The following is a 22599-nucleotide window of genomic DNA, read 5'->3' as shown; positions in this document are numbered from 1 at the left end:
ATGGGGTCGACGCTCACAGCCACGGTGGGGGAGGCCGGACCCGGACGTCAGCGGCGTGTAAGGATCGTCCGTTGGCTGGTCGCGATCGTGGTGGCCTTCCTCGTTCACGGCGCCGCTCTTGTCGTATTTGATCTGCCCCGCAGGGAAACCCCCGCCCTGCCCGGGCGACTGGCGCCGATCACGTTTCTTTCGACCGATCGTGAAGGGCAGGGCCAACTATTGAAGGAGCAGCTCGAATTTGCCGACACGGCCCCCCTCTATTTCCCGACCCGCTGGAATGTGGCCAATGCGGAAAACATCCGGCTCCCCCTCAAGTCACCGGGTGACATCTTTCCGTCCTATCCGCCGCGACTGCTTGGCTCTGATCTTTCGGCAGGCGGGTTGGTCCAGCTGCCCGAACTGGCGATTTCCTCTCCCGTTGGAGCCCTCGCTTCCTTCAAACCGGATTACACCCGAGTGGCCGGGCAGGTGGACCGGGTGGTTGTGGTGCCGGAACCGAGGGTCGCCATGGTCGAGGTCTTTGATCTGCGAAGTGGTCGGAAGGTCTCGGAGACGACGGTGGGCGAATCCGGGGACGGATCTCTGCAGCTCGACGTGGTCTGGCGACCCGCCGAATGGATGGTGCTGGTGGATGCGGTCGGGCAGGTCGGGGAGGCCATGATGACCCGGTCTTCCGGTTCGGATCTGGTCGACGCGACCCTTGGAGATCTCGTCAATGAAGGCCTCGACCTTGATAAGCGGCTCGATCCCGGCTACTATTCGGTCCAGATCGGACCTTGAACCGGAGAAAATCGGGCTGGCTCAAGAAATAAGGAAGTTTGCAGTTGACGGGGAAAATCCGGTTATTCAATTTCTCCCTTCTTTTTCATATTTACTTTCCCTGAATCCTAGTGCCCTTGTAGCTCAGTCGGTAGAGCGCATCCTTGGTAAGGATGAGGTCGGCGGTTCAAATCCGCTCGAGGGCTCCAGTCCGGGTGGCCGCATGATTCCAAGGCCCTAAATAAGGAATTCAATTTGTTAAATAGTTAATACACAACGAAATGGCTAAAGGAACCTTCGAACGAACCAAACCGCACGTCAATGTCGGTACCATTGGACACGTCGACCATGGGAAGACCACCCTGACGACGGCGATCCTCTCTGTTCAGGCCAGCAAAGGCTTGGCTGAAATCAAGTCCTACGCTGACATAGCGAAGGGTGGAACCGTGCGGGACGCATCCAAGATCGTCACGATTTCGGTCGCTCACGTCGAGTACGAGTCGGAAAAGCGGCACTATGCGCATGTCGATTGCCCGGGCCACGCCGACTTCGTCAAGAACATGATTACCGGTGCGGCCCAGATGGATGGTGCCATTCTGGTCGTGAGCGCGGCAGACGGTCCGATGCCCCAGACTCGTGAGCACATCCTGCTCGCCCGTCAGGTCGGAGTCCCGAGCATGGTTGTCTTCCTGAACAAGGTTGACCTGATCGACGACGAGGAACTCCTCGACTTGGTCGAGATGGAAGTCCGCGAACTGCTGAGCAAGTACCAGTTCCCCGGTGATGACATCACCATCATTCGCGGGTCGGCCACCGCCGCCCTCGAGGGGACGGACACCGGCAAGGCCGCCATCCAGGCGCTGATGGAAGCTCTTGACAAGGATATCGCCGAGCCGGAGCGCGAAATCGACAAGCCTTTCCTCATGTCGGTCGAGGACGTCTTCTCGATCACAGGCCGCGGCACTGTCGCGACCGGTCGTATCGAGCGTGGAATCTGCAAGGTTGGGGACACTGTCGAGATCGTCGGTCTCCATGACACCAAGTCGACGGTTGTAACCGGTGTGGAGATGTTCCGCAAGATGCTCGACCAGGGTCAGGCCGGCGACAACGTCGGTGTGCTTCTGCGTGGTGTGGAAAAGGAATCGATCGAGCGCGGCCAGGTGATCGCGGCTCCCAAGTCGATCACCCCGCACACCCAGGCCCGTGCCGAGATCTACGTCCTGTCGAAGGATGAAGGCGGCCGTCACACGCCGTTCTTCAACGGTTATCGGCCGCAGTTCTATTTCCGCACGACCGACGTCACGGGTGTCTGTGATCTTCCCGAGGGTGTCGAAATGGTCATGCCGGGTGACAACATCAATCTTGTGATCAACCTGATTGCGCCGATCGCGATGGAGAAAGCCCAGCGTTTCGCCATCCGCGAGGGTGGCCGCACCATCGGTGCCGGTCGTGTGACCGAGATTCTCAAATAAGCGACCCGATCCATTCTATTCGTCGCCGGGGTCCCGAAGATCGGGGCCTCGGCGCCTCTGTTTTAATCGTCCACAGGAAGGACAGTAGCTCAATTGGTAGAGTAGCGGTCTCCAAAACCGTTGGTTGGGGGTTCGATTCCCTCCTGTCCTGCCATCTTTTTCAGGTATGAAAAACCCATTCCGCAGCGTCCGCATTTTCGCCGGTGAGACCGTTGGTGAGCTCAAGAAAGCCACTTGGCCGACTCGAACCGAATTGCGTGATTCCACCCTCGTCGTCATCATCGCCATGGTGATCCTCGGGTTTTTCACTTCCATCGCGGATTTCTCCCTCTATCAGGTCGTGAATCTCTTCACCTCCTGGATGCACTGAACCGATCAATGAGCGGACCCACCTCTAAACCTGTTGGTGCTCAGTGGTTTGCGTTGCATACCCTCTCCGGAAAAGAAGGGAAGGTCAAGCAGTACATAGACCGCTACAAGACAATCGAGGAACTCGACGACGAGATCCTGGAAGTCCTCCTGCCGACGGAAACGGTTTCCGAGGTCAAGCACGGCAAGAAGAGCACCATCGTCCGCAAGCTGATTCCCGGCTATGTCTTCGTGCACATGAAGCTCTACGACGAGACCGGGAAGGTTCTCAACAAGCCCTGGTACTTCGTCAAGGAGACCAACGGGGTGATCGGCTTTGTCGGCGGTGAGCGTCCTTCGCCCTTGAAGGAGTCCGAGATCGAGGATATCCGGGCGCGGGTCGAGGCTGCGACGGGCAAGGAGACACCTAAGGTTCAGTTCGAGACCGGTGAGGAGGTCAAGATCACCGATGGACCGTTCCTCAATCTGACGGGTCGGATCGATGAGATCGACCCCGAGCGAGGTAAGCTCAAGGTCTCGGTATCCATTTTCGGGCGCTTTACTCCGGTCGAGCTCGAATACTGGCAGGTAGAGCGAATGACCGGCTGATATCTATACTTTCCCTTTAATCACATGGCCAAGAAAATTACTGGATATATCCGCTTGCAGCTGCCGGCTGGAGCCGCCAACCCGGCACCGCCGGTCGGTCCGGCACTCGGTGCCCAGGGCGTCAACATCATGGCGTTCTGCAAGGACTTCAACGCCCGTACCAAGGAGCAGGCCGGACTGATCCTTCCGGTTGTCATCACGGTCTATGCGGACAAGTCATTCACTTTCATTCTCAAGTCCCCTCCGGCGGCGGTCCTCCTGAAAAAGGCGGCCGGTCTGGCCAAGGGGTCGGGTGTCCCGAACAAGGAAAAGGTGGGCAAGGTTACCCGGAAGCAACTTCTCGAAATTGCCGAGACGAAGAAAAAGGACCTCAATTCCCGCAGCGACGAGGCCGCGATCAAGGTGATCGCGGGCACCGCCCGCAGCATGGGTATTGATGTGATCGACTGATCAGGAGACGCAGGAGCCCGAACGGCGTTTGCACTGCAAGGAGTAATCAATGGTAAAACTGCACAAGAAGTACAAGGCCGCTCTCGAGGTGGCTGACCTGAGCAAGGAATTCCCGCTGGAAGAAGCGGTTGCCGTGCTCAACAAATTTCCCAAGGCGAAATTCGACGAAACCGTCGAAGTCTCCTTCCGCCTGGCGGTCGATCCCCGTCAGGGTGATCAGATGGTCCGGGGAACGGTGGTTCTTCCCCATGGCAGCGGCAAGAAGGTCCGGGTCCTGGCGTTTACGACCGATGCCGACGCCGCAATCGCGGCCGGCGCGGACTTTGCGGGACTGAAGGACTACATGGAGAAGATCCAGAACGGATGGTTCGATTTCGATGTGGCCGTGGCCACTCCGGAGGCGATGCGCGAGGTGCGGACGATCGCCCGGGCCCTCGGACCAAAGGGTCTGATGCCGAATCCGAAGTCGGGAACGGTAACCGACGACCTGGCCAAGGCGATCAAGGAAGTCAAGGCGGGCCGGGTTGAGTTCAAGGTCGACAAGACCGCCAATATCGGCGTGGGCGTGGGCAAGCGCTCCTTTTCCACCGAGCAACTGATCGAGAATGTCCGTTCCCTGCTGACCGCAGTCGGGGCCGCCCGTCCGGCGAGCGTGAAGGGGCGTTTCATCATGTCGGCCACCCTGACCGCGACAATGACACCCGGAGTGCGCCTGGCCGCTTCCGACTACAACCAATTCTAGACCCTGTAACCTGATGAGAGCAGCGAAAAAGTACCTCGTTGAAGAGGTCACCAATCATCTGTCCAAGTCGGACTACGTTTTCCTGGCCAATTACGACCGGATCACGGTGGGCGAGGTTTCGGATCTGCGCGACCGGCTTTCCGAGGAGAAAGCCGAATTTCACGTGGTGAAGAACAGCATCCTCAAGGCGGCGGCCAAGAGCCGGGGTCTTCCCGATCTCGATTCGTTTCTGACCGGGCCGACCGCGATCGTGGTCGGAGGCCAGAATCCCAGCGGCGTCGCCAAGATCGTCCAGAAGTTCTTCGATGAGAAGAGCCGACCGGTGGTCAAGGTGGGGATCCTCGGGGACCGGGCCATCGACGCGGGGAAAGTCAAGGAGTTGGCCGAGTTGCCCTCGATCGAGGTGCTCCAGGCCCAGTTGCTCGGTCTCTTCACCCAGCCGGCCCAGAGCCTTGTCCGGATCCTCAACGCCATCCCGTCGAGTGTGGTCAACGTCCTGCAGGCCAAGGTTCGTCAGGCCGAGGGTTGATCCTTTTCAGAAACCAGATACTTTTCCGGCAGGCGGGCGTCAGTGACGGCGAACGTCTCCGGGCTAACCACAAGACCAACAATCCAAAGAAAAAGGCCAGGGGCATCCGCCCTTAAACGCACCCCGTCGAGGGGTCACTAGCCATTCAAGGAAATACCATGTCAGACCTGACCAAAGAACAAGTGATCGATTGGCTTAGCGGCCAGTCCGTATTGGAAATCGCCAGCCTGGTGAAGGACCTCGAGGAGAAGTGGGGCGTCAGCGCCGCCGCTCCTGTGGCCGTAGCCGCCGCTCCGGCCGCCGCTGCCGCCGAGGCGGCCGAGGAGAAGACCGAATTCGACGTCATTCTCACCGGTGCCGGAGCCAACAAGATCGCCGTCATCAAGGAAGTCCGCGCGATGACCTCACTCGGCTTGAAGGAAGCCAAGGATCTCGTCGAGGGCGCACCGAAGCCTGTCAAGGAAGGTGTCACCAAGGACGAAGCCGAGGAAGCCAAGAAGAAGCTCGAAGCCGCCGGCGCCTCTGTCGAAGTCAAGTAACATTACGCCGCGTGCTCGCGCGAGCGACCGCGTTTTTTCGGGGCAGGCTCGGCTCAATGCCGTGCCTGTCCTCGCCATTTCTGTTGTTCGGCGATTTCCGGCCCGATTTCGCCGCTGAACGAATTCTGTTCACCAACTGTTTCCATCCGCACACCGAGCCGCCCACACGAGGGAAGAACCATGGCAGACCGCATCAATTTCGGCAAACTCAAGGAAGTCATTTCGCCGCCCAATCTGATCGAGATTCAGATCAACTCCTACCTGGAGTTTCTGCAGAAGGACATCGCCATCAATCAGCGCGACCCCTTCGGCCTGGAAGCCGTTTTTCGGGAAGTGTTCCCGATCGAGAGCTATGACGGACGCCTGGTTCTGGAGTATGTGTCCTACACGATCGGTGACTCGAAGAGCTCGGAGATCGAGTGTATCCGAGAGGGTATTACGTATGCCGTTCCCCTATACGTGAAGCTGCGGCTTCGCGAGGAGGACTTCATCAAGGACGAGGAGATCTACATGGGGGAGATCCCCATGGTGACCAAGCGGGGCTCTTTCATCATCAACGGTGCCGAGCGCGTCGTGGTCAGCCAGCTTCACCGTTCTCCCGGCATCTGTTTCGAGGTGACGACCCATCCGAACGGCAAGCTGCTCCATTCCTTCCGGATCATTCCCGACCGGGGAACCTGGCTGGAAGCGCAGTTCGACAACAACGATCTGCTTTACGTCTACCTCGACCGCCGCCGCCGTCGTCGCAAATTCCTTATCACGACGCTTCTCCGGTCGGTCGGCTACAGTTCGGACATCGACATCCTCGGTCTCTTTTACGAGATCAAGGAACTCCCGACGGCCTCCGCGCTCGACATGGAGAACGTCAGTTCGCTCGTCCTGGTCGAAGACGCGGTCGACGCGCAAAAGGGCGTCGTCCTGGCCCGTGCATTCGAGCCTCTGACCAAGGCGATCGTCCGCCAGTTCGAGAGCCACGCGATTTCCTCCCTGCGGGTCATCGACACGACGATCGACGAGGGCGCCATGATCCGCGCCCTGAAGAAGGATCCCACCCGCAACGAAGAGGAGGCGCTCAAGGAGATCTACCGTCGCCTGCGACCGGGCGAGCCGCCGACCACGGCCAACGCCAAGGCCCTGCTCAAGCGCCTCTTTTTTGATCCGAAGCGTTATGACCTCGGGCGGGTGGGGCGCTACAAGATGAACCAGAAGCTGAATCTGGAAACGGACCTCGATGTCAGGATCCTGAACGGAGAGGACATCGTCGAGGCGACCAAGTACCTGATCAAGCTGAAGAAGGGCGACGGTTTCGTCGACGACATTGACCATCTGGGCAGCCGGCGTGTCCGCACCGTGGGTGAATTGCTGGCCAACCAGTGCCGGGTCGGTCTGGCCCGGACCGAGCGCCTCGTCCGGGAACGGATGACCCTCTACGATCAGAGTGTCGACTCGATCACGCCACAGAAGCTGATCAACCCCAAGGCCCTGACCACGGTTATCCGGGACTTCTTTGCCCGGAGCCAGCTTTCCCAGTTCATGGACCAGATCAACCCGTTGGCGGAGCTGACCCACAAGCGGCGTCTTTCCGCTCTCGGTCCCGGCGGTCTCAATCGGGAGCGGGCCGGTTTCGAAGTCCGTGACGTTCATCCGTCCCATTATGGCCGGATCTGCCCAATCGAAACACCGGAAGGTCCGAACATCGGACTGATCAATTCGTTGTCCACCTACGCCCGGGTCAATGAATTCGGTTTCATTGAATCTCCCTACCGGTATTGCGAGGACGGCCGGGTGACCGACCGGGTGGACTACCTGACCGCTGACCAGGAGGAGGACCAGATCATCGCCCAGGCGAACTCGGAAGTCGGCGAGGATGGTCGGTTCATCGAGCGGGTCACCGTCCGTTTCCGTGGTGAATTCCTTGAAGTGGATCCGAAAGAGGTCACCTACATGGATGTCTCGCCCAAGCAGCTGGTCTCGGTGGCGGCGGGTCTGATTCCCTTCCTCGAGCACGATGACGCCAATCGCGCTCTGATGGGTTCGAACATGCAGCGCCAGGGGGTGCCGCTCCTGCGGACCGAGTCGCCCTTTGTCGGAACCGGGATCGAGGAACGGGTTGCTCGCGATTCCAAGACGGTCCTCGTGGCCGACACCGAGGGCGTCGTTGCCTCGGTTGATGCCAAGCGCATCGTGGTGACCAAGGACGGACAGCTTCCGGCCCGTTTTGACCGCAATCCCAAGTCGGACCCCAAGAACGGGGTCGTCGTGCATGAGTTGCGCAAGTTCATGCGGTCCAATGCCGGCACCTGTTTCAGCCAGAAGCCGATCGTGGCCAAGGGCCAGAAGATCGAGGTCGGGCAGATCATTGCGGACGGCCCGTCGACCGACCAGGGCGAGTTGGCTCTCGGACGCAATGTCCTTGTCGCCTTCATGCCGTGGAACGGGTATAATTTCGAGGACGCCATCCTCATCTCCGAGAAAGTCCTCAAGGAGGACATTTTCACTTCGATCCACATCCAGGAATTCGAGGTGACGGCCCGGGATACCAAGCTCGGACCCGAGGAGATCACCCGTGACATCCCGAATGTCGGGGAAGAAGCGCTCCACAACCTCAACCACGACGGAGTCATCCGGGTCGGAGCCGAAGTCAAACCCGGTGATATCCTGGTCGGGAAGATCACGCCGAAGAGCGAGACCGAGCTGGCTCCCGAGGAAAAGCTCCTCAGGGCCATCTTTGGCGAGAAGGCCGCCGATGTGAAGGACACTTCCCTGGTGGTTCCTTCCGGCGTGTCCGGCATTGTCATGGACGTCAAGGTTTCGAGCCGGATCGACTTCGAAAAGGAAAAGCTCAGCCCCTCCGATCGGAGACGCCAGGTCAAGCAGATCAACGAGGACTACAAGACCCAGATGGACAAGCTGCGGGAAGGCCTGACCGAGGCCCTCTCGAATATCCTCCTGGGCGAGAAGATCCCTCTCGATGTGATCAACGGCGACACCAACGAGGTGATCATCCCGGCCAACCGCAAGATCACCAAGACGCTCCTGCGCAAGCTGGCCGCGGTCAGCAAACATATCGAGATCGATCCTTCACCGGTTCGGATCAAGATCATGGAGATCATCAGCTCTTATCAGGGCAAATTCGATGAGCTGGAATCCGATCGTGAACGCAAGACGGTCAGCATCGAGGCCGGCGACGAGATCCAGCAGGGTGTGATCAAGCAGGTCAAGGTCTACGTCGCGACCAAGCAGAAGCTTGAAGTCGGCGACAAGATGGCGGGCCGGCACGGAAACAAGGGTGTGGTCGCGAAGATCGTGCCTGAGGAAGACATGCCGTATCTGCCGGACGGAACGCCGATCGAAATCTGTCTCAATCCGCTGGGTGTGCCATCGCGCATGAATGTCGGGCAGGTTCTGGAAACCCACATGGGTTGGGCCTGCCAGAAACTCGGCCTGAAGATCGCCACCCCGGTCTTCGACGGTATCCCCGAGGCCCGGGTCCGCGGCTATCTGGATGAGGCCAAGCTCCCGGGATCCGGGAAGAGTCCCCTCTACGATGGCCGGACCGGCGAACAGCTCGATCAGGAGGTTGTCGTCGGCTACATCTACATGATGAAGCTCAATCACCTGGTCTCCCACAAGATCCATGCCCGTGCCGTCGGTCCCTATTCCCTCGTCACCCAGCAGCCGCTGGGGGGCAAGGCTCAATACGGTGGCCAGCGTTTCGGAGAAATGGAAGTGTGGGCGCTCGAGGCCTACGGTGCCGCCTACACCCTGCAGGAGCTTCTGACCGTGAAGTCGGACGATGTGCAGGGACGGACCAAGATCTACGAATCCCTGGTCAAGGGAGACAACTCCCTTTCGGCCGGGACGCCCGAGTCATTCAATGTCCTGATCAAGGAAATCCAGAGTCTGGGGCTCGACGTCCGCCTGCAGCGGTCCAGCGCCCTCGATTTTGACGCCAAGTAACACCTGGAAAAAAAGTCATGAGCCACACTGAAGAAGCACGTCAGGTTCTCGGCCTGGAGAAGGAAGGCAATTTCGACAACGTCACCATCTCGGTGGCCTCGCCGGACACGATCCGTTCGTGGTCCCGGGGAGAAGTTAAGAACCCGGAGACGATCAACTACCGGACTTTCAAACCGGAACCGGGAGGTCTGTTCTGCCAGCGCATCTTTGGCCCGGTCCGGGACTACGAATGCGCCTGCGGCAAATACAAGAGGATCAAGTACAAGGATGTCGTCTGCGATCGCTGCGGCGTTGAGGTGACGGTGTCGCGGGTCCGCCGCGAACGGATGGGTCACATCGACCTGGCCGTTCCGGTCACTCACATCTGGTTCCTCAAGAGCATGCCGAGCCGCCTTGGCCTGCTCCTCGACATGACGGCCCGAAGCCTCGAACGGGTCATCTACTACGAGAACTTCATGGTCATTGACCCGGGCAAGACTCCGCTCGAGCAGAAGCAATTGCTGACCGAGACCGAGTATGCCCAGGCAATTGACGAATACGGGGACGATTCCTTTGTCGCCCGGATGGGTGCCGAGGCGGTTCGCGATGTCCTCAGCACCATGGACCTGGAGGCGACCGTGATCGAACTGCAGGAAGCGATGCGCAGCACCCGCTCCAAGCAGATCAAGAAGAAGCTCTCCAAGCGCCACAAGGTGATCCAGGGTTTCATCAACTCGAAATCCCGCCCGGAGTGGATGGTCCTGGAAGTCCTTCCGGTCATCCCGCCGGATCTTCGTCCGCTCGTTCCCCTTGAAGGGGGACGTTTTGCGACCTCCGATCTGAACGATCTCTACCGCCGGGTCATCAACCGGAACAACCGGTTGAAGAACCTCCTTCTGCTCAAGACACCCGACGTCATCATCCACAATGAAAAGCGGATGTTGCAGGAGGCGGTCGACGCACTTTTCGACAACGGTCGCCACGGTCGTCCCGTCACCGGTGCCGGCAACCGCCCGTTGAAGTCGCTCAGCGACATGCTGAAAGGCAAGCAGGGTCGCTTCCGGCAGAACCTCCTGGGCAAGCGGGTCGACTATTCCGGCCGTTCCGTCATCGTCATCGGTCCCGAGCTCAAGCTCAACCAGTGCGGTCTCCCGAAGAAGATGGCCCTCGTCCTCTTCGAGCCCTTCATCATCCGGCGCTTGAAGGAGCTGGGATTTGTCCATACGGTGCGCGGCGCCCGCAAGATGATTGAGAAGCAGTCGCCGGAGGTCTGGGATATCCTGGAAGAGGTGACCAAGGGGCACCCGGTCCTGCTCAATCGGGCGCCGACCCTGCACCGACTGTCCATTCAGGCCTTTGAACCGGTCCTGATTGAGGGTGAGGCGATCCGGGTCCATCCGCTGGTCTGCACCGCCTACAACGCCGATTTCGACGGTGACCAGATGGCGGTGCACGTGCCGCTCTCGCTCGAGGCCATCATGGAGTGCAAGCTCCTCATGATGTCGACGAACAACATCTTCTCGCCTTCGAGCGGAAAGCCGATTCTGACCCCGTCCCAGGATATCGTTCTGGGCGCCTACTACCTGACGGTGGAACCCCGGGAGCCTGCCACGGCCGACAAGCGGGTCTGCCTATTCGGGACTTCCGATGAAGTGGTCTTTGCCGAGCTGGACGGTGCGATTTCGGTCCATGACTGGATCGACATCAGGAACCCGGATTACGGAAAACAGACCGTCTACGGGAACAGCGAGCGCAAGATCCTTCGGACCACGGTCGGCCGGGCCAGGTTCAACCAGATCTGGCCTTCCGGTCTGGGTTTCATCAATTTCCCGGTGCCCAAGAGCAAGTTGGGTGACCTGATTCTCAACACCTACAAGGTGGCGGGTGAACAGGCCACCGTGGTCACGCTCGACGCTCTGAAGGAGCTCGGCTTCGCTGTCGCGACCAAGGCGGGCATCAGTATCGGGATCGACGACATGATCATTCCGACCGCCAAGGGCGATATCGTGATTGCGGCCCGCAAGCGGATCGAGGAGGTCGAAGGCCAGTACAAGCGCGGTATCATCACCACCGGCGAGCGCTACAACAAGATCATCGATATCTGGACCAGTGCCACCGACCAGATCGCCAAGGCCGTGTTCGAGAAACTCGAATCGAATGACGGCAAGGGCGGTGTCAATCCCGTCTTCCTGATGATGGATTCCGGGGCCCGGGGAAATCGCCAGCAGGTCCGTCAGCTTTGCGGAACCCGCGGTCTGATGGCCAAACCGTCCGGTGAGATCATCGAGCGCCCGATTCTTTCCTCCTTCCGAGAGGGGCTGACCGTTCTGGAGTACTTCATCTCGACCCACGGCGCCCGCAAGGGACTGGCCGACACGGCTCTGAAAACGGCCGACGCCGGTTACCTGACCCGCAAACTCTGCGATGTCGCCATGGATGTCATCATCACCGAGGAGGATTGCCTCTCCCGGGACGGTATCTGGAAGCGAGCCATCTTCGAGGGTGACGACGAGATCGTGAGCCTGCGCGAGCGGGTGGTCGGGCGTTTTGCCAGCGAAGACGTGTTCAACCCATCGGATCCCGACGAGATCGTCGTTGCGGGCGGTCAACTCATCACCGAGGAAATCGGCGAGCGGATCGACGAGTGCGGGATCGAGCGGGTCAAGGTGATGTCACCTCTGACCTCCACTTCCCGCAACGGGATCGATGCCAAGTCCTACGGGATCAACCCCGCCACCAATGAGGTGGCCGCGGTCGGAGCATCAGTCGGAATCATCGCCGCCCAGTCCATTGGTGAACCGGGCACCCAGTTGACCATGCGGACCTTCCATATCGGCGGTATTGCGAGCCAGATCTTCCGCACGCCGGAGATCCGCGTCCGTAATTCCGGCCGGGTCCGTTACCGCGGGCTGCGCCTTGTCTCGACCTCCGAAGGGGCCAATATTGTCCTGAACAAGACCGGCACTCTTCAGATTCTCGATGAGAGTGACCGGGAGCTCGAGGTCTACAATATCGTGGTCGGGTCCGTCCTGACCGTGGGCGACGGCGAGATGATTGAGAAGGGTTCGGTTCTCGCGATGTGGGATCCCTACAATATCCCCGTCCTGTCGGAGAAGGCCGGCACGGTCGGCTTCCGCGACATGATTCCGGGCGTCACCGTCAAGCGGGAGCTTGACGAGGAGACGGGTCGGATCGCCACGGTGGTGATCGAGCACAAGGAGGACCTCAATCCCCAGGTGGTCATCCACGATGGAACCGGGAAATCAGTCGCGGCCTATTCAATTCCGACCGGGGCCCAGGTGGCGGTGGCCGAAGGTGACATCATCAATCCTGGAACCCTGCTGGCCAAGACGCCGCGTCAGGCCTCCAAGACTCGTGATATCACCGGTGGTCTTCCCCGGGTGGCCGAGCTCTTCGAGGCCCGCCGGCCGAAAGAGGCCGCCGAGATGGCCCGGATTGACGGTGTGGTTTCCCTTGGGGGAACGGTTCGGGGCAAGCGCAAGCTGATCGTGACGAACAATGACTCCGGCCAGGAAGAGGAACACCTCATCCCGCACGGCAAGCAGATCATCGTTCAGCCCGGCGACCTCGTATTCAAGGGACAGCACCTGACGGAAGGTTCGGCCGATCCTCATGAGATCCTGGAGATTCTCGGGCCCAGCGCCCTCTACGATTTCCTCATCTCGGAGGTGCAGGAGGTCTATCGTCTCCAGGGTGTCACGATCAACGACAAGCACATCGAGACGATCATCCGCCAGATGTTGAGGAAGGTTCGGATCACCGATCCGGGCGACACCGAAGCATTCTGGGGCGAGCAGATCGAGCGGTCCCAGTTCCGCGAGGAGAACGAGCGGGTCATCGAGGCGGGCGGCAAGCCGGCCGAGGCTGAACCGATCCTTCTCGGAATCACCAAAGCCTCGATCGAGACGGAATCCTTCATTTCCGCGGCGTCCTTCCAGGAAACCACCCGTGTCCTGACCGATGCGGCAACCCTGGGCAAGTCGGACAACCTGAAAGGGTTCAAGGAGAATGTCATCATGGGTCACCTGATCCCGGCCGGAACCGGCCTGCCCAAGTATCGCAAGCTGCGCATTTCCCTGCCCTTTGGCGCGGAATTGATCGAATCAGTCGAGACGAAGGGCGAGGAAGTCGGCTGATCCGCCCCGAAATCCGAAATTCCAAGCCCCGGCCGTTGCGACGGCCGGGGCTTTTTCGTATAGGGATTGCCGTCCCGGGGCTGACGGGTTCAGATTCGGCGGTATGTCATCATCGAATCCATTGATCAAGGGATGCGGGTTTCACCACGTGGCGATCAAGACGGCGGACTGGAACGCCACGATCCGGTTTTATACCGAGGCCATCGGTTTCCGGGAAAAAATCAGTTGGGGAGGGGATGGCAGACGAGCGATCATGCTCGACACCGGGGACGGCAATTACCTCGAGGTTTTTGAAGATCTCGAGTATCGCCCGGATCCCCGCGGGGCGTCATCCATTTCGCCTTGAGAACGGATGATTGTGACGCCGCCCTCGAACGTGCCCGGGCGGCCGGAGCGAAAGTCACGATCGAGCCGAAGTCGATCGATATTCAGTCGACTCCGCCCACGCCGGTTCGGATCGCCTTCTGCGAGGGACCGGAGGGGGCCGTGATCGAGTTTTTTCAGAACGAGGTCACCTGACCGGTTCAGGCTCCGGGGCAAAGCGGGGCTGGAGTCGGTGACCGGGGCGTCCTGGCCAGCGCCGGATCCGGCGCCGTCCGGTCAGCGCCACCGCAAACACAGTCCCGAAAAAAAAGCGCTTACCGTGAAGATTGTGGAAAAACAGGCTTGATCGGCGAATCGGGGACGGCTTTATTGGTCGTTTTCTCTCGTTTCTCCTGATGGCAATCAGTCAGGTCCAAGGAAGGAGAGGCCATTTTTCTCAGCTGTTTCCACGTTTCCCGAAGTACGATTTGGGGTTTTTGCCTCAGTTTGTACTTGCGAGGGGGTTGCGGTGCTCTAGCGTCCTCCCTTTTTCCTCTTCTTTCATCACTTTCCCGTCTCGAATCATGCCAACCATCAATCAACTCGTCCGCAAAGGACGTCGACCCATCAAAGCGAAGTCGAAATCGCCGGCCCTGGCCGGCAATCCGTTTCGCCGTGGTGTCTGCGTTCAGGTGATGACCCGCACCCCGAAGAAGCCGAATTCGGCTATTCGCAAGGTGGCCAAGGTCCGCCTGACCAACGGCAGTGAAGTGATTTCCTATATTCCGGATGAAGGTCACAACCTGCAGGAGCACAGCATCGTTCTGGTCCGAGGAGGACGGGTGAAGGATCTTCCGGGTGTCCGCTACCATATCGTTCGCGGTACGCTGGATGCGATGGGGGTCGAGAAGCGTCGCCGGAGTCGCTCGAAATATGGGGTCAAACGTCCGAAAGCGAAGTAACCATGTCACGCCGTAGAAGAGCAACCAAACGGGTCACCAAGCCCGACGTCCGCTACAACAGCACCCTGGTGGCCAAGCTGGTCAACATGGTCATGCAGGCGGGCAAGAAATCTGTCGCTGAACGCATCGTTTACGGAGCGTTTGAGCGTGTCTCCGAGAAGCTGGAGAAGGGTGATCCGGTCGATCTTCTTCTCGGTGCTCTCGAAAACATCCGTCCCCGCCTCGAGGTCAAGAGTCGCCGTGTCGGCGGCGCGACCTATCAGGTGCCGGTGGAAATCCCCTTCGAGCGCCAGGAAGGCCTCGGCTTTCGCTGGATGGTGGCCGCGGCCAATGGCCGTAAAGGGGTCCCTTTGCGCGAAGCCCTCGCGCTTGAAATCATCGATGCCTTCAACAACACGGGCTCGATCGTAAGAAAGAAGGACGAAGTGCACAAGATGGCCCAGGCCAATCGTGCGTTCGCCCATCTTCGCTGGTAATCCAAAGACCATGGCTGTCGTATCCAGGGACAAACTGTCCTCCGCGAACTCGTCGAAGCGCGAATACCCACTTGAGTGGACGCGCAACATCGGCATTGCCGCGCATATCGATGCGGGCAAGACGACCACGACCGAGCGCATTCTCTACTATACCGGTGTCGTTCACAAGATGGGCGAAGTGCACGAGGGCACGGCCGTGACCGATTGGATGGAGCAGGAGCGCGAACGCGGCATCACGATCACCTCCGCAGCCATTTCCTGCAGCTGGACGAACGTGACGGGTCCGTTCGCCGACATCAAACACCGGATCAACATCATCGACACCCCGGGCCACGTGGACTTCACCGCTGAAGTCGAGCGCTCCCTGAGGGTTCTCGACGGAGCTGTCGCCGTCTTCTGCGCGGTGGCCGGTGTGCAGCCCCAGTCGGAAACCGTCTGGCGCCAGGCCACCAAATACAACGTCCCCCGGATCGCCTTCGTCAACAAGATGGACCGGACGGGTGCGGATTTCTTCAGTGCGATTGACGACATGCGCACCAAGCTCGGCGCCAACGCTCATCCACTTTTTCTGCCGATCGGCGCGGAGGAGAACTTCAAGGGAATGGTCGATCTGGTCACCCTGGAGGCCTACCAGTTTGACGAAACGGACGAGATGGGCGTCAAGTCGATCGCGATTCCGATTCCGGATTCGATGAAGGACGACGTCGCCGCCTACCGCGACGCCCTGATCGAGGCTGTCTCCGATTTCGATGACAACATCGCCGAGAAGTATCTGGGCGGCGAGGAGATCTCGAGCGACGAACTCAGGCTCGGTATCCGCAAGGCCACGATTTCACTCGCGTTTGTCGGGGTCATTCCCGGTTCGGCCTTCAAGAAAAAAGGGGTGCAGCGCCTCCTCGACGGAGTCATCAATTACCTTCCGAGCCCGCTCGACCTGCCCCCGGTCAAGGGACAGAACAGCGAGGCGGAGCCGGTTGAAGTGGTGGCGGATGACGCCGGAAAGGCCTCGGCCCTGGCCTTCAAGCTCTGGAGCGATCCCTTTGTCGGCAAGCTCGTCTTCATCCGGGTCTATTCCGGCTGTATCAAGAAGGGCAGTACACTTTACAACCCCCGGACACGCCGCAGCGAGCGGGTCAGCCGTCTCATGGTGATGAAGGCGGACAGCCGGGACGACGTGGAGGCGGTTTATTCGGGGGACATCTGTGCCGTGATCGGCCTCAAGGACGTCATCACCGGTGACACCCTTTGCGACGACGGCCTCGACCTCCGTCTCGAGCCTCCGACCTTTCCGGAGCCGGTCATTTCGATGTCGGTTGAGCCGAAGACGAAGGCTGACCAGCAGAAGATGTCCATCGGCCTGGGCCGCCTTTCCGAGGAGGATCCGACCTTCCGGGTCACCACCAACCAGGAGACCGGCGAAACCATCATCGCCGGAATGGGCGAGCTTCACCTGGAGATCATCCGCGATCGCCTTTTCCGCGAGTTCAAGGTCGAGGCCGATTCCGGCAAACCGCAGATCGCCTACCGCGAGACCATCGCGGGCTCGTCCGAAGGGGTGGGCAAGTTCATCCGCCAGAGCGGCGGCCGCGGCCAGTACGGTCATGCCGAGATCAAGCTTGAGCCCAACGAGAAGGGCAAGGGCATCGAGGTGGTCAACGCGATCGTCGGCGGCGTCATTCCCAAGGAATACATCAAGCCGACCATCGAGGGCATCATGGAGGCGTCGAACAACGGTGTGGTCGCCGGCTATCCGGTCATCGATTTCAAGGCGACCATCGTTTTCGGCAGTTTCCACGAGGTCGACTCCTCGGAAATGGCCTTCAAGATGGCGGGCATCTTCGCCCTCAAGGATGCCATGGCGAAAGCTTCGCCGATTCTGCTTGAGCCGGTCATGAAGGTCGAAGTCACCACTCCGGAGGAGTACCAGGGCGAGGTCATCGGCGATCTCAATCGCCGCCGGGGTCGTATTCAGGGCATGGATGCCAAGGGCAATGTCTGCATTGTGACCGCCTTCGTTCCGCTCGAAACCATGTTCGGCTATGCCACCGATGTGCGCTCCCTCTCGAAAGGGCGTGCCAGCTATTCGATGGAGCCATCCCACTTTGAACAGGTGCCCGCGGGCATCCTCTCGAAGATCGTAGAAACCACTTCCCGGGCTCCAGCCCGCACCTAACCAGGGTTGCCATCATGAAAGGCCAGAGAATTCGCATCAGACTGCAGGGTTTTGATTACCGGGTAATCGACCAGTCCGCATTGGAGATCGTCGACACGGCGAAGCGATCGGGAGCCCGTGTCTCCGGACCGGTTCCTCTGCCCATCCGGATCGAGAAGCTTTCCGTCAACCGCTCCCCTCACGTGGACAAGAAGTCGATGGAACAGTTCGAGATCCGGACGCACAAACGTCTCCTCGACATCATCGAACCGACCGCCCAGACCGTCGACGAATTGAAGAAGCTCAACCTTCCTTCGGGCGTCGATATCACGATTAACGTATGACCCGATAAAGGAAGCAAGGCCGATGGCTCCGCACGGGCGGAACCTGGCTAATGTAGGTTTCAAACGGAACCATCCACCTACCGCTTAGCATCAAATGATCCAAACAATTTTAGGCACAAAGCTGGGCATGACCCAGATCTACGACGAGAACCATGTTCTCGTTCCGGTGACCGTGGTCCAAGCCGGCCCCTGTCCGGTGGTGCAGGTCAAGACCGTCGAGAACGACGGATACTGCGCCGTCCAGATCGGCTACGGGGTGACCCGTGAGCATCGTTCGACCAAGGCGGAGATAGGCCACCTGAAGAAGGCCGATCAGGGACCGCTCTCCCGGTTGACCGAAGTCCGCTGTGCGACCGCACCCGATTGCAAGCCGGGCGACGTGATCACGGTGGCGGCTTTTGCGGAAGGCCAGATGGTCGACGTCGTCGGCGTGACCAAGGGCAAGGGCTTCCAGGGCGTCATGAAGCGTTTTCGCGTTGCGGGCGGTCCGGCCAGTCACGGATCGATGTTTCATCGCCGGATCGGTTCGGTCGGCATGCGCCAGACCCCCGGCCGGGTCTTCAAGAATCAGAAGATGCCGGGCCATATGGGCTCAAAGCGCCGCACGGTTCAGAATCTGCGCATCGTCAAGATCGATGCGGAGCAGAACGTTATCCTGGTACGCGGGGCTCTCCCGGGCTCCGTGGGAAGCGCCGTCATGGTCCGGGCGGCCATCAAGACCCGGAAGGCATAAGGGGGACGTGGATATGAAACTCAAGGTTTTCAAGACAGATGGTTCCTCGAGCGAGGAACGGGAATTCGAAGGTCTGCCGGTCTTCGAGGGTATCAAAGGCCAGCAGGCCCTCAAGGAAGTCGTGGTGGCCCAGGCGGCCAACGCGCGCCAGGGGACCCGCTCGACCAAGACGCGCGGCGAGGTCAGCGGTGGCGGCAAGAAGCCGTGGCGGCAGAAAGGCACCGGGCGCGCCCGGGCCGGTTCGAATCGCTCCCCGATCTGGGTTGGCGGCGGTGTGGTCTTCGGACCCCGTCCTCAGGACTTTTCCAAGAAAATGAACAAGAAGGTCCGTCAGCTGGCCTTCCGTCGGGCCCTTTTTGACCGGGTCCAGGCGGGCGAGCTCGCGGTGATCGAGTCGTTCGACCTCAACCCGGCGAAAACCCGGGTGATGAATGATCTCGTCGGCCGGATTGCCCCGAAAGGGACGGTCCTCCTGGTGGACGACACATTCTCCGACGATGCGGTCCGGGCGGGTCGCAACATCAGGCGGATTGATTTCGCCGAGGCCGCCCATCTCAACACGACCGAACTCTGTCTCTTCGACCATCTGATTGTGACCGAGCGGGGGCTCCAGAGTCTTCTCGCCCGCGTGAACGGAGGTGCCGCATGATTCATCCCGATACCATTCTCAAGACACTCCGCCTGACGGAGAAATCCAACAAGGCCTCCGCCGAGTTGGGTCAGTACACCTTCGAGGTCTATCCGAAGAGCAACAAATTCGCCGTCCGTGAAGCGGTTGAGCGGACTTTTGGTGTCACGGTGACCCGGGTGAATATCATCAACGTGAAGGGCAAGATGGTCCGGAGCCGCAAGGGCGGCGTCGGCTACAAGCCCGAGATCAAGAAGGCGATCGTCACCCTTAAGGAGGGCGACAAGATCGAAATCCTCTAAACGGGGCTACCCACGCCATGGCCATCAAGCATTCCAATCCCCTCACGCCGACCCAGCGTTTCCAGCAGCTCAATCATCAGCCGCACCTGGAAAAGAAGCGCCCGGAGAAGCGCCTCACCAAGTCGTTCTCGAAATCGGCCGGCCGAAACTGCCACGGGCGGTTGACTTCCCGGCGACGGGGCGGCGGGCACAAACGCCTTTATCGGGTCATCGATTTCAAGCGGTCCAAGCTGGATATTCCAGCCAGGATCCAGGCCATCGAGTATGATCCGAACCGCTCGGCCAACATCGCTCTGCTGGCCTACGCTGACGGAGAAAAGACCTATATTCTGGCTCCCCGCGGTCTTCGCCCGGGGGATCAGGTGATCTCCTCGGCGGTGGCTGACTTTCAACCCGGCAATTCCATGCCTCTGGCTGTGATCCCGCCCTCGACCCGCGTGCATGCGGTGGAGCTTTATCCGGGGCGCGGGGCCCAGATCGCCCGGTCCGCCGGCAACGCGGTTGAACTGATCGGCGTGGAGGGTGGTGTCGCCACCCTGAAGATGCCGAGCGGAGAAATCCGCGTGGTCCGCTCGGATTGCCGCGCCACCATCGGTGAAGTCGGCAACAACGAACACGGCAACATCAAGCTGGGCAAGGCCGGTCGCAACCGCTGGCTGGGCAAGCGACCGCGTGTCCGCGGCATGGTGATGAATCCGATCGACCATCCGAACGGTGGTGGTGCCGGCAAGAGCAAGGGCGGCGGTGGCCGTCAGCAGCTCATGTCGCCGTGGGGCCAGCTGGCCAAGGGTTTCCCGACCCGGCGCAAGTCCAAGGAATCGAACAATCTGATCATCACGCGGCGCAACGGTCGCAAAACCAAGTCCAAGTAAACATGGCTCGCTCAATCAAGAAAGGGTTCTTTGTCGATCCGCATCTCGCGGACAAGATCGAGGCTGCGGCCAAGAGCAGCGCCCGGCGTCCGATCACGACCTGGTCGCGCCGCTCCACCATCACGCCCGATTTCGTGGGCAATACCTTCAACGTTCACAACGGCAAGAACTTCATTTCGGTCTACGTGACCGAGAACATGGTCGGCCACAAACTGGGCGAATTCGCGCCGACCCGGACCTTCCGATCCCACGGCACCCACACCAACAAGACGGCTTGATCGACAACTTCTGATCACATGGAAATCCAAGCACTAACCCGCTACGCCCGCATGTCGCCGAAGAAGATTCGGGAGGTGGCGCGCGTCATCGTGGGCCGCCCTGCTTCCGAAGCGATGGAACTGGTTCGGTTCATTCCGCGGAAGTCCGCCCGCCTGGTCGCCAAGACACTGAAATCGGCCATCGCCAACGCGGAAAACAACAATGAGCTTTCGGTCGAGAATCTCGTGGTGACCAAGGCCATCATCGAGGAAGGACCGGTCCTCAAACGTTTCAAGGCTGCCGCCCGCGGTTCTGCGGCTCCCCGCAAGAAGCGCATGTCACATATTCGCATCATCCTCACGGATAAAGCAGGAAGCAACTGACCCATGGGACAAAAGACACATCCGATCGGCTTTCGTCTGGCCGTCCATCGTAACTGGCAGTCGCGTTGGTACGCGAACAGGAAGGACTTTCCGAAGACCCTTCTGGAAGACCATATCATCCGCTCGACGCTCTTGGAGAAGCTGCGCTTTGCGTCCGTCCCGCGGATCTTCATTGAGCGCGCCTCGAACCGTGTCCGGGTCAAGATCTTCACCGCCCGGCCGGGCATCGTCATCGGTCGCAAGGGACAGGAGATCGAGAAGATCAAGGAAGACCTCGCCAAGATGACCGGCAAGGAGATCCTTCTCGACATCCAGGAGGTCAAGAAGCCGGAGATTGAGGCCCAGCTCGTCGCCGAGAACGTCGCGCTCCAGCTTGAGCGCCGCATTTCCTTCCGACGCGCCATGAAGAAGGCCATCCAGATGGCCATGAGTCTTGGCGCGGACGGAATCAAGATCCGGGTATCCGGCCGCCTCGGCGGTTCGGACATCGCCCGGACGGAAACCCAGCGCGAAGGAAGTGTTCCGCTGCACACCCTGCGCCAGAACATCGACTACGGCCAGACCGAGGCGCGGACCATTGCGGGCATCATCGGGGTCAAATGCTGGATCTGCAAAAAGGATTCGGACACGAACTGAGGTAACTATTAGTCATGCCACTCACTCCTTCACGCACCAAGTACCGCAAGACCCAGAAGGGTTCCCTGGCTGGAAACGCCAAAGGGGGCAACACGCTGGCCTTCGGCGATTTCGGCATCCAGGCCCTCACCCGCGGTTACCTGACGTCCGCCCAGATTGAAGCCGCTCGTGTCGCCATCAACCGTCACATGAAACGGCGTGGGAAAGTCTGGATCCGGATCTTCCCGCACAAGCCCGTCACCAAGAAGCCCCTGGAAACCCGAATGGGCAAGGGGAAGGGACCGGTGGAATACTATGTCGCCGCGATCAAACCCGGCGTGGTCCTCTTTGAGCTTTCCGGTGTCTCGCTGACCCTTGCCCGCGAGGCCTGCCGTCTTGCCGACAACAAAATCCCGCTCCGCTGCCGCTTTCTGCAGCGTGCGGACTGAACCGCCGGCCAATTGTCCATGAATACCAAGGAAATCCGCGAACTCGCACCGACCGAACTCGAAAAGACGATTCGGGACACCCGCGAGAAACTCCTGCACCTGCGTCTGCGCAAGCAGACCGGACAGGTCGAGAAAACCAACGAATTGCAATCCCTGCGTCGCGACATCGCCCGCCTGGAAACCATCCATTGCGAAAAGCAGCGTGCCGGTCAGGCCGCCGCTTCCCAATCCTGAACCGATGCCTGACATGGAATCGCCGACCCGCAACACACGCAAGAAGCTCCAGGGCACTGTGACCAGCCGCATGGGCGACAAATCGGTCAAAGTGACGGTCCCCTACAAGATCCCGCATCCCCTTTACGGCAAGGTCATCAACCGGAAGACCGTCCTTCATGCCCACGACGAGAAGAACGAGACCCGGCCGGGTGACCTGGTCGAGATCATGGAAACGCGGCCGCTCAGCCGCCTGAAGCGTTGGCGCGTCATCCGGGTGGTCGAGGCCGCCCCGGTTCTCGACGCGACGACCCCGACCGAGGCCGACGTGGTCGCGGCGGTTGATGAGAAGCAATCAACCGAGG

General features: G+C 60.0%; 25 protein-coding genes, 2 tRNA genes and 1 pseudogene. All 28 read left to right on the top strand.

The genetic code is table 11. The annotated features are described in order from the left end of the window. The 28 genes and pseudogenes from R3F07_10080 to rpsQ all read left to right on the top strand — a co-directional run bounded on the left by R3F07_10080 (position 1) and on the right by rpsQ (position 22532). Positions 1 to 780 carry a hypothetical protein gene (locus R3F07_10080; protein MEZ5276714.1) on the top strand — a complete coding sequence of 260 codons (780 nt, stop codon included), beginning with the start codon at positions 1 to 3 and terminating at the stop codon, positions 778 to 780. 112 nt (positions 781 to 892) lie between these two features. After that, positions 893 to 968 (top strand) — tRNA-Thr (locus R3F07_10075). Between the two features lie 72 nt (positions 969 to 1040). After that, complete coding sequence (tuf, locus tag R3F07_10070; protein MEZ5276713.1) at positions 1041 to 2231, top strand: elongation factor Tu; 1191 nt, start codon at positions 1041 to 1043, stop codon at positions 2229 to 2231. Between the two features lie 78 nt (positions 2232 to 2309). Then, positions 2310 to 2385 (top strand) — tRNA-Trp (locus R3F07_10065). A gap of 12 nt (positions 2386 to 2397) precedes the next feature. Further along, positions 2398 to 2601, top strand: a complete 204-nt coding sequence (gene secE, locus R3F07_10060) for a preprotein translocase subunit SecE (GenBank protein MEZ5276712.1) — start codon at positions 2398 to 2400, stop codon at positions 2599 to 2601. A 53-nt stretch (positions 2602 to 2654) separates the two neighbouring features. Then, positions 2655 to 3188: a transcription termination/antitermination protein NusG gene (gene nusG / locus R3F07_10055; protein ID MEZ5276711.1), complete on the top strand. Its 534-nt coding sequence runs from the start codon at positions 2655 to 2657 to the stop codon at positions 3186 to 3188. Between the two features lie 24 nt (positions 3189 to 3212). Next, positions 3213 to 3638 (top strand): 50S ribosomal protein L11, encoded by a 426-nt coding sequence (rplK, locus tag R3F07_10050; protein ID MEZ5276710.1) that lies wholly within the window; start codon positions 3213 to 3215, stop codon positions 3636 to 3638. Between the two features lie 49 nt (positions 3639 to 3687). Continuing rightward, positions 3688 to 4380 (top strand): 50S ribosomal protein L1, encoded by a 693-nt coding sequence (rplA, locus tag R3F07_10045; protein ID MEZ5276709.1) that lies wholly within the window; start codon positions 3688 to 3690, stop codon positions 4378 to 4380. 13 nt (positions 4381 to 4393) lie between these two features. After that, a complete protein-coding gene (gene rplJ, locus R3F07_10040) occupies positions 4394 to 4909 on the top strand; it encodes a 50S ribosomal protein L10 (GenBank protein ID MEZ5276708.1) in 516 nt (171 codons plus the stop codon). A 158-nt stretch (positions 4910 to 5067) separates the two neighbouring features. Next, entirely contained in the window at positions 5068 to 5448 is a 381-nt protein-coding gene (gene rplL / locus R3F07_10035) for a 50S ribosomal protein L7/L12 (GenBank protein ID MEZ5276707.1), read from the top strand. Positions 5449 to 5628: 180 nt separating this feature from the next. Next, entirely contained in the window at positions 5629 to 9408 is a 3780-nt protein-coding gene (rpoB, locus tag R3F07_10030) for a DNA-directed RNA polymerase subunit beta (GenBank protein ID MEZ5276706.1), read from the top strand. A 17-nt stretch (positions 9409 to 9425) separates the two neighbouring features. Next, on the top strand, positions 9426 to 13544 hold the full coding sequence (rpoC, locus tag R3F07_10025) for a DNA-directed RNA polymerase subunit beta' (protein ID MEZ5276705.1): 4119 nt from the start codon (positions 9426 to 9428) through the stop codon (positions 13542 to 13544). Positions 13545 to 13647: 103 nt separating this feature from the next. Next, positions 13648 to 13890 carry a hypothetical protein gene (locus tag R3F07_10020; protein ID MEZ5276704.1) on the top strand — a complete coding sequence of 81 codons (243 nt, stop codon included), beginning with the start codon at positions 13648 to 13650 and terminating at the stop codon, positions 13888 to 13890. Further along, complete coding sequence (locus R3F07_10015; GenBank protein MEZ5276703.1) at positions 13887 to 14063, top strand: hypothetical protein; 177 nt, start codon at positions 13887 to 13889, stop codon at positions 14061 to 14063. The genes R3F07_10020 and R3F07_10015 overlap by 4 nt, the downstream gene beginning before the upstream one ends. A 368-nt stretch (positions 14064 to 14431) precedes the next feature. Beyond that, positions 14432 to 14809, top strand: a complete 378-nt coding sequence (gene rpsL, locus R3F07_10010) for a 30S ribosomal protein S12 (protein ID MEZ5276702.1) — start codon at positions 14432 to 14434, stop codon at positions 14807 to 14809. Positions 14810 to 14811: 2 nt separating this feature from the next. Continuing rightward, complete coding sequence (gene rpsG, locus R3F07_10005; protein MEZ5276701.1) at positions 14812 to 15285, top strand: 30S ribosomal protein S7; 474 nt, start codon at positions 14812 to 14814, stop codon at positions 15283 to 15285. Between the two features lie 10 nt (positions 15286 to 15295). Beyond that, entirely contained in the window at positions 15296 to 17458 is a 2163-nt protein-coding gene (gene fusA, locus R3F07_10000) for an elongation factor G (protein ID MEZ5276700.1), read from the top strand. A gap of 14 nt (positions 17459 to 17472) precedes the next feature. Continuing rightward, on the top strand, positions 17473 to 17781 hold the full coding sequence (gene rpsJ / locus R3F07_09995) for a 30S ribosomal protein S10 (GenBank protein ID MEZ5276699.1): 309 nt from the start codon (positions 17473 to 17475) through the stop codon (positions 17779 to 17781). Between the two features lie 94 nt (positions 17782 to 17875). Then, the gene (gene rplC / locus R3F07_09990) at positions 17876 to 18514 is read left to right on the top strand and encodes a 50S ribosomal protein L3 (protein ID MEZ5276698.1); all 639 of its coding nucleotides are present in this window, start codon (positions 17876 to 17878) and stop codon (positions 18512 to 18514) included. Between the two features lie 13 nt (positions 18515 to 18527). Beyond that, positions 18528 to 19163, top strand: coding sequence for a 50S ribosomal protein L4 (gene rplD / locus R3F07_09985; GenBank protein ID MEZ5276697.1), 636 nt, complete (start codon positions 18528 to 18530; stop codon positions 19161 to 19163). Beyond that, positions 19160 to 19444 (top strand): 50S ribosomal protein L23, encoded by a 285-nt coding sequence (rplW, locus tag R3F07_09980; GenBank protein MEZ5276696.1) that lies wholly within the window; start codon positions 19160 to 19162, stop codon positions 19442 to 19444. The genes rplD and rplW overlap by 4 nt, the downstream gene beginning before the upstream one ends. Before the next feature lie 17 nt (positions 19445 to 19461). Beyond that, positions 19462 to 20316: a 50S ribosomal protein L2 gene (gene rplB / locus R3F07_09975; protein MEZ5276695.1), complete on the top strand. Its 855-nt coding sequence runs from the start codon at positions 19462 to 19464 to the stop codon at positions 20314 to 20316. A gap of 2 nt (positions 20317 to 20318) precedes the next feature. Further along, the gene (rpsS, locus tag R3F07_09970; protein ID MEZ5276694.1) at positions 20319 to 20594 is read left to right on the top strand and encodes a 30S ribosomal protein S19; all 276 of its coding nucleotides are present in this window, start codon (positions 20319 to 20321) and stop codon (positions 20592 to 20594) included. Between the two features lie 18 nt (positions 20595 to 20612). After that, positions 20613 to 20957 carry a 50S ribosomal protein L22 gene (gene rplV, locus R3F07_09965; GenBank protein MEZ5276693.1) on the top strand — a complete coding sequence of 115 codons (345 nt, stop codon included), beginning with the start codon at positions 20613 to 20615 and terminating at the stop codon, positions 20955 to 20957. A gap of 3 nt (positions 20958 to 20960) precedes the next feature. Continuing rightward, positions 20961 to 21593: a 30S ribosomal protein S3 gene (gene rpsC / locus R3F07_09960; protein ID MEZ5276692.1), complete on the top strand. Its 633-nt coding sequence runs from the start codon at positions 20961 to 20963 to the stop codon at positions 21591 to 21593. Positions 21594 to 21607: 14 nt separating this feature from the next. Beyond that, positions 21608 to 22021: a 50S ribosomal protein L16 gene (gene rplP, locus R3F07_09955; GenBank protein ID MEZ5276691.1), complete on the top strand. Its 414-nt coding sequence runs from the start codon at positions 21608 to 21610 to the stop codon at positions 22019 to 22021. An 18-nt stretch (positions 22022 to 22039) separates the two neighbouring features. Continuing rightward, positions 22040 to 22255 carry a 50S ribosomal protein L29 gene (gene rpmC / locus R3F07_09950; GenBank protein ID MEZ5276690.1) on the top strand — a complete coding sequence of 72 codons (216 nt, stop codon included), beginning with the start codon at positions 22040 to 22042 and terminating at the stop codon, positions 22253 to 22255. A gap of 13 nt (positions 22256 to 22268) precedes the next feature. Further along, positions 22269 to 22532, top strand: a pseudogene (rpsQ, locus tag R3F07_09945) (30S ribosomal protein S17). The last annotated feature ends 67 nt before the right edge of the window (positions 22533 to 22599 follow it).

The sequence above is a fragment of the Opitutaceae bacterium genome (assembly GCA_041395105.1).
In the GTDB taxonomy this organism is placed as follows: Bacteria; Verrucomicrobiota; Verrucomicrobiia; order Opitutales; family Opitutaceae; genus B12-G4.
The sequence above is the reverse complement of the archived record's forward strand: the minus strand, read 5'-3'. Positions and strand labels throughout refer to the sequence as shown.

Bases quoted from the DNA above. Each gene is read 5' to 3' on its own strand.
- R3F07_10080 (MEZ5276714.1), top strand. From the start codon at position 1: ATGGGGTCGACGCTCACAGCCACGGTGGGGGAGGCCGGACCCGGACGT.
- tuf (MEZ5276713.1), top strand. From the start codon at position 1,041: ATGGCTAAAGGAACCTTCGAACGAACCAAACCGCACGTCAATGTCGGT.
- secE (MEZ5276712.1), top strand. From the start codon at position 2,398: ATGAAAAACCCATTCCGCAGCGTCCGCATTTTCGCCGGTGAGACCGTT.
- rplK (MEZ5276710.1), top strand. From the start codon at position 3,213: ATGGCCAAGAAAATTACTGGATATATCCGCTTGCAGCTGCCGGCTGGA.
- rplA (MEZ5276709.1), top strand. From the start codon at position 3,688: ATGGTAAAACTGCACAAGAAGTACAAGGCCGCTCTCGAGGTGGCTGAC.
- rplJ (MEZ5276708.1), top strand. From the start codon at position 4,394: ATGAGAGCAGCGAAAAAGTACCTCGTTGAAGAGGTCACCAATCATCTG.
- rplL (MEZ5276707.1), top strand. From the start codon at position 5,068: ATGTCAGACCTGACCAAAGAACAAGTGATCGATTGGCTTAGCGGCCAG.
- rpoB (MEZ5276706.1), top strand. From the start codon at position 5,629: ATGGCAGACCGCATCAATTTCGGCAAACTCAAGGAAGTCATTTCGCCG.
- rpoC (MEZ5276705.1), top strand. From the start codon at position 9,426: ATGAGCCACACTGAAGAAGCACGTCAGGTTCTCGGCCTGGAGAAGGAA.
- R3F07_10020 (MEZ5276704.1), top strand. From the start codon at position 13,648: ATGTCATCATCGAATCCATTGATCAAGGGATGCGGGTTTCACCACGTG.
- rpsL (MEZ5276702.1), top strand. From the start codon at position 14,432: ATGCCAACCATCAATCAACTCGTCCGCAAAGGACGTCGACCCATCAAA.
- rpsG (MEZ5276701.1), top strand. From the start codon at position 14,812: ATGTCACGCCGTAGAAGAGCAACCAAACGGGTCACCAAGCCCGACGTC.
- fusA (MEZ5276700.1), top strand. From the start codon at position 15,296: ATGGCTGTCGTATCCAGGGACAAACTGTCCTCCGCGAACTCGTCGAAG.
- rpsJ (MEZ5276699.1), top strand. From the start codon at position 17,473: ATGAAAGGCCAGAGAATTCGCATCAGACTGCAGGGTTTTGATTACCGG.
- rplC (MEZ5276698.1), top strand. From the start codon at position 17,876: ATGATCCAAACAATTTTAGGCACAAAGCTGGGCATGACCCAGATCTAC.
- rplD (MEZ5276697.1), top strand. From the start codon at position 18,528: ATGAAACTCAAGGTTTTCAAGACAGATGGTTCCTCGAGCGAGGAACGG.
- rplW (MEZ5276696.1), top strand. From the start codon at position 19,160: ATGATTCATCCCGATACCATTCTCAAGACACTCCGCCTGACGGAGAAA.
- rplB (MEZ5276695.1), top strand. From the start codon at position 19,462: ATGGCCATCAAGCATTCCAATCCCCTCACGCCGACCCAGCGTTTCCAG.
- rpsS (MEZ5276694.1), top strand. From the start codon at position 20,319: ATGGCTCGCTCAATCAAGAAAGGGTTCTTTGTCGATCCGCATCTCGCG.
- rplV (MEZ5276693.1), top strand. From the start codon at position 20,613: ATGGAAATCCAAGCACTAACCCGCTACGCCCGCATGTCGCCGAAGAAG.
- rpsC (MEZ5276692.1), top strand. From the start codon at position 20,961: ATGGGACAAAAGACACATCCGATCGGCTTTCGTCTGGCCGTCCATCGT.
- rplP (MEZ5276691.1), top strand. From the start codon at position 21,608: ATGCCACTCACTCCTTCACGCACCAAGTACCGCAAGACCCAGAAGGGT.
- rpmC (MEZ5276690.1), top strand. From the start codon at position 22,040: ATGAATACCAAGGAAATCCGCGAACTCGCACCGACCGAACTCGAAAAG.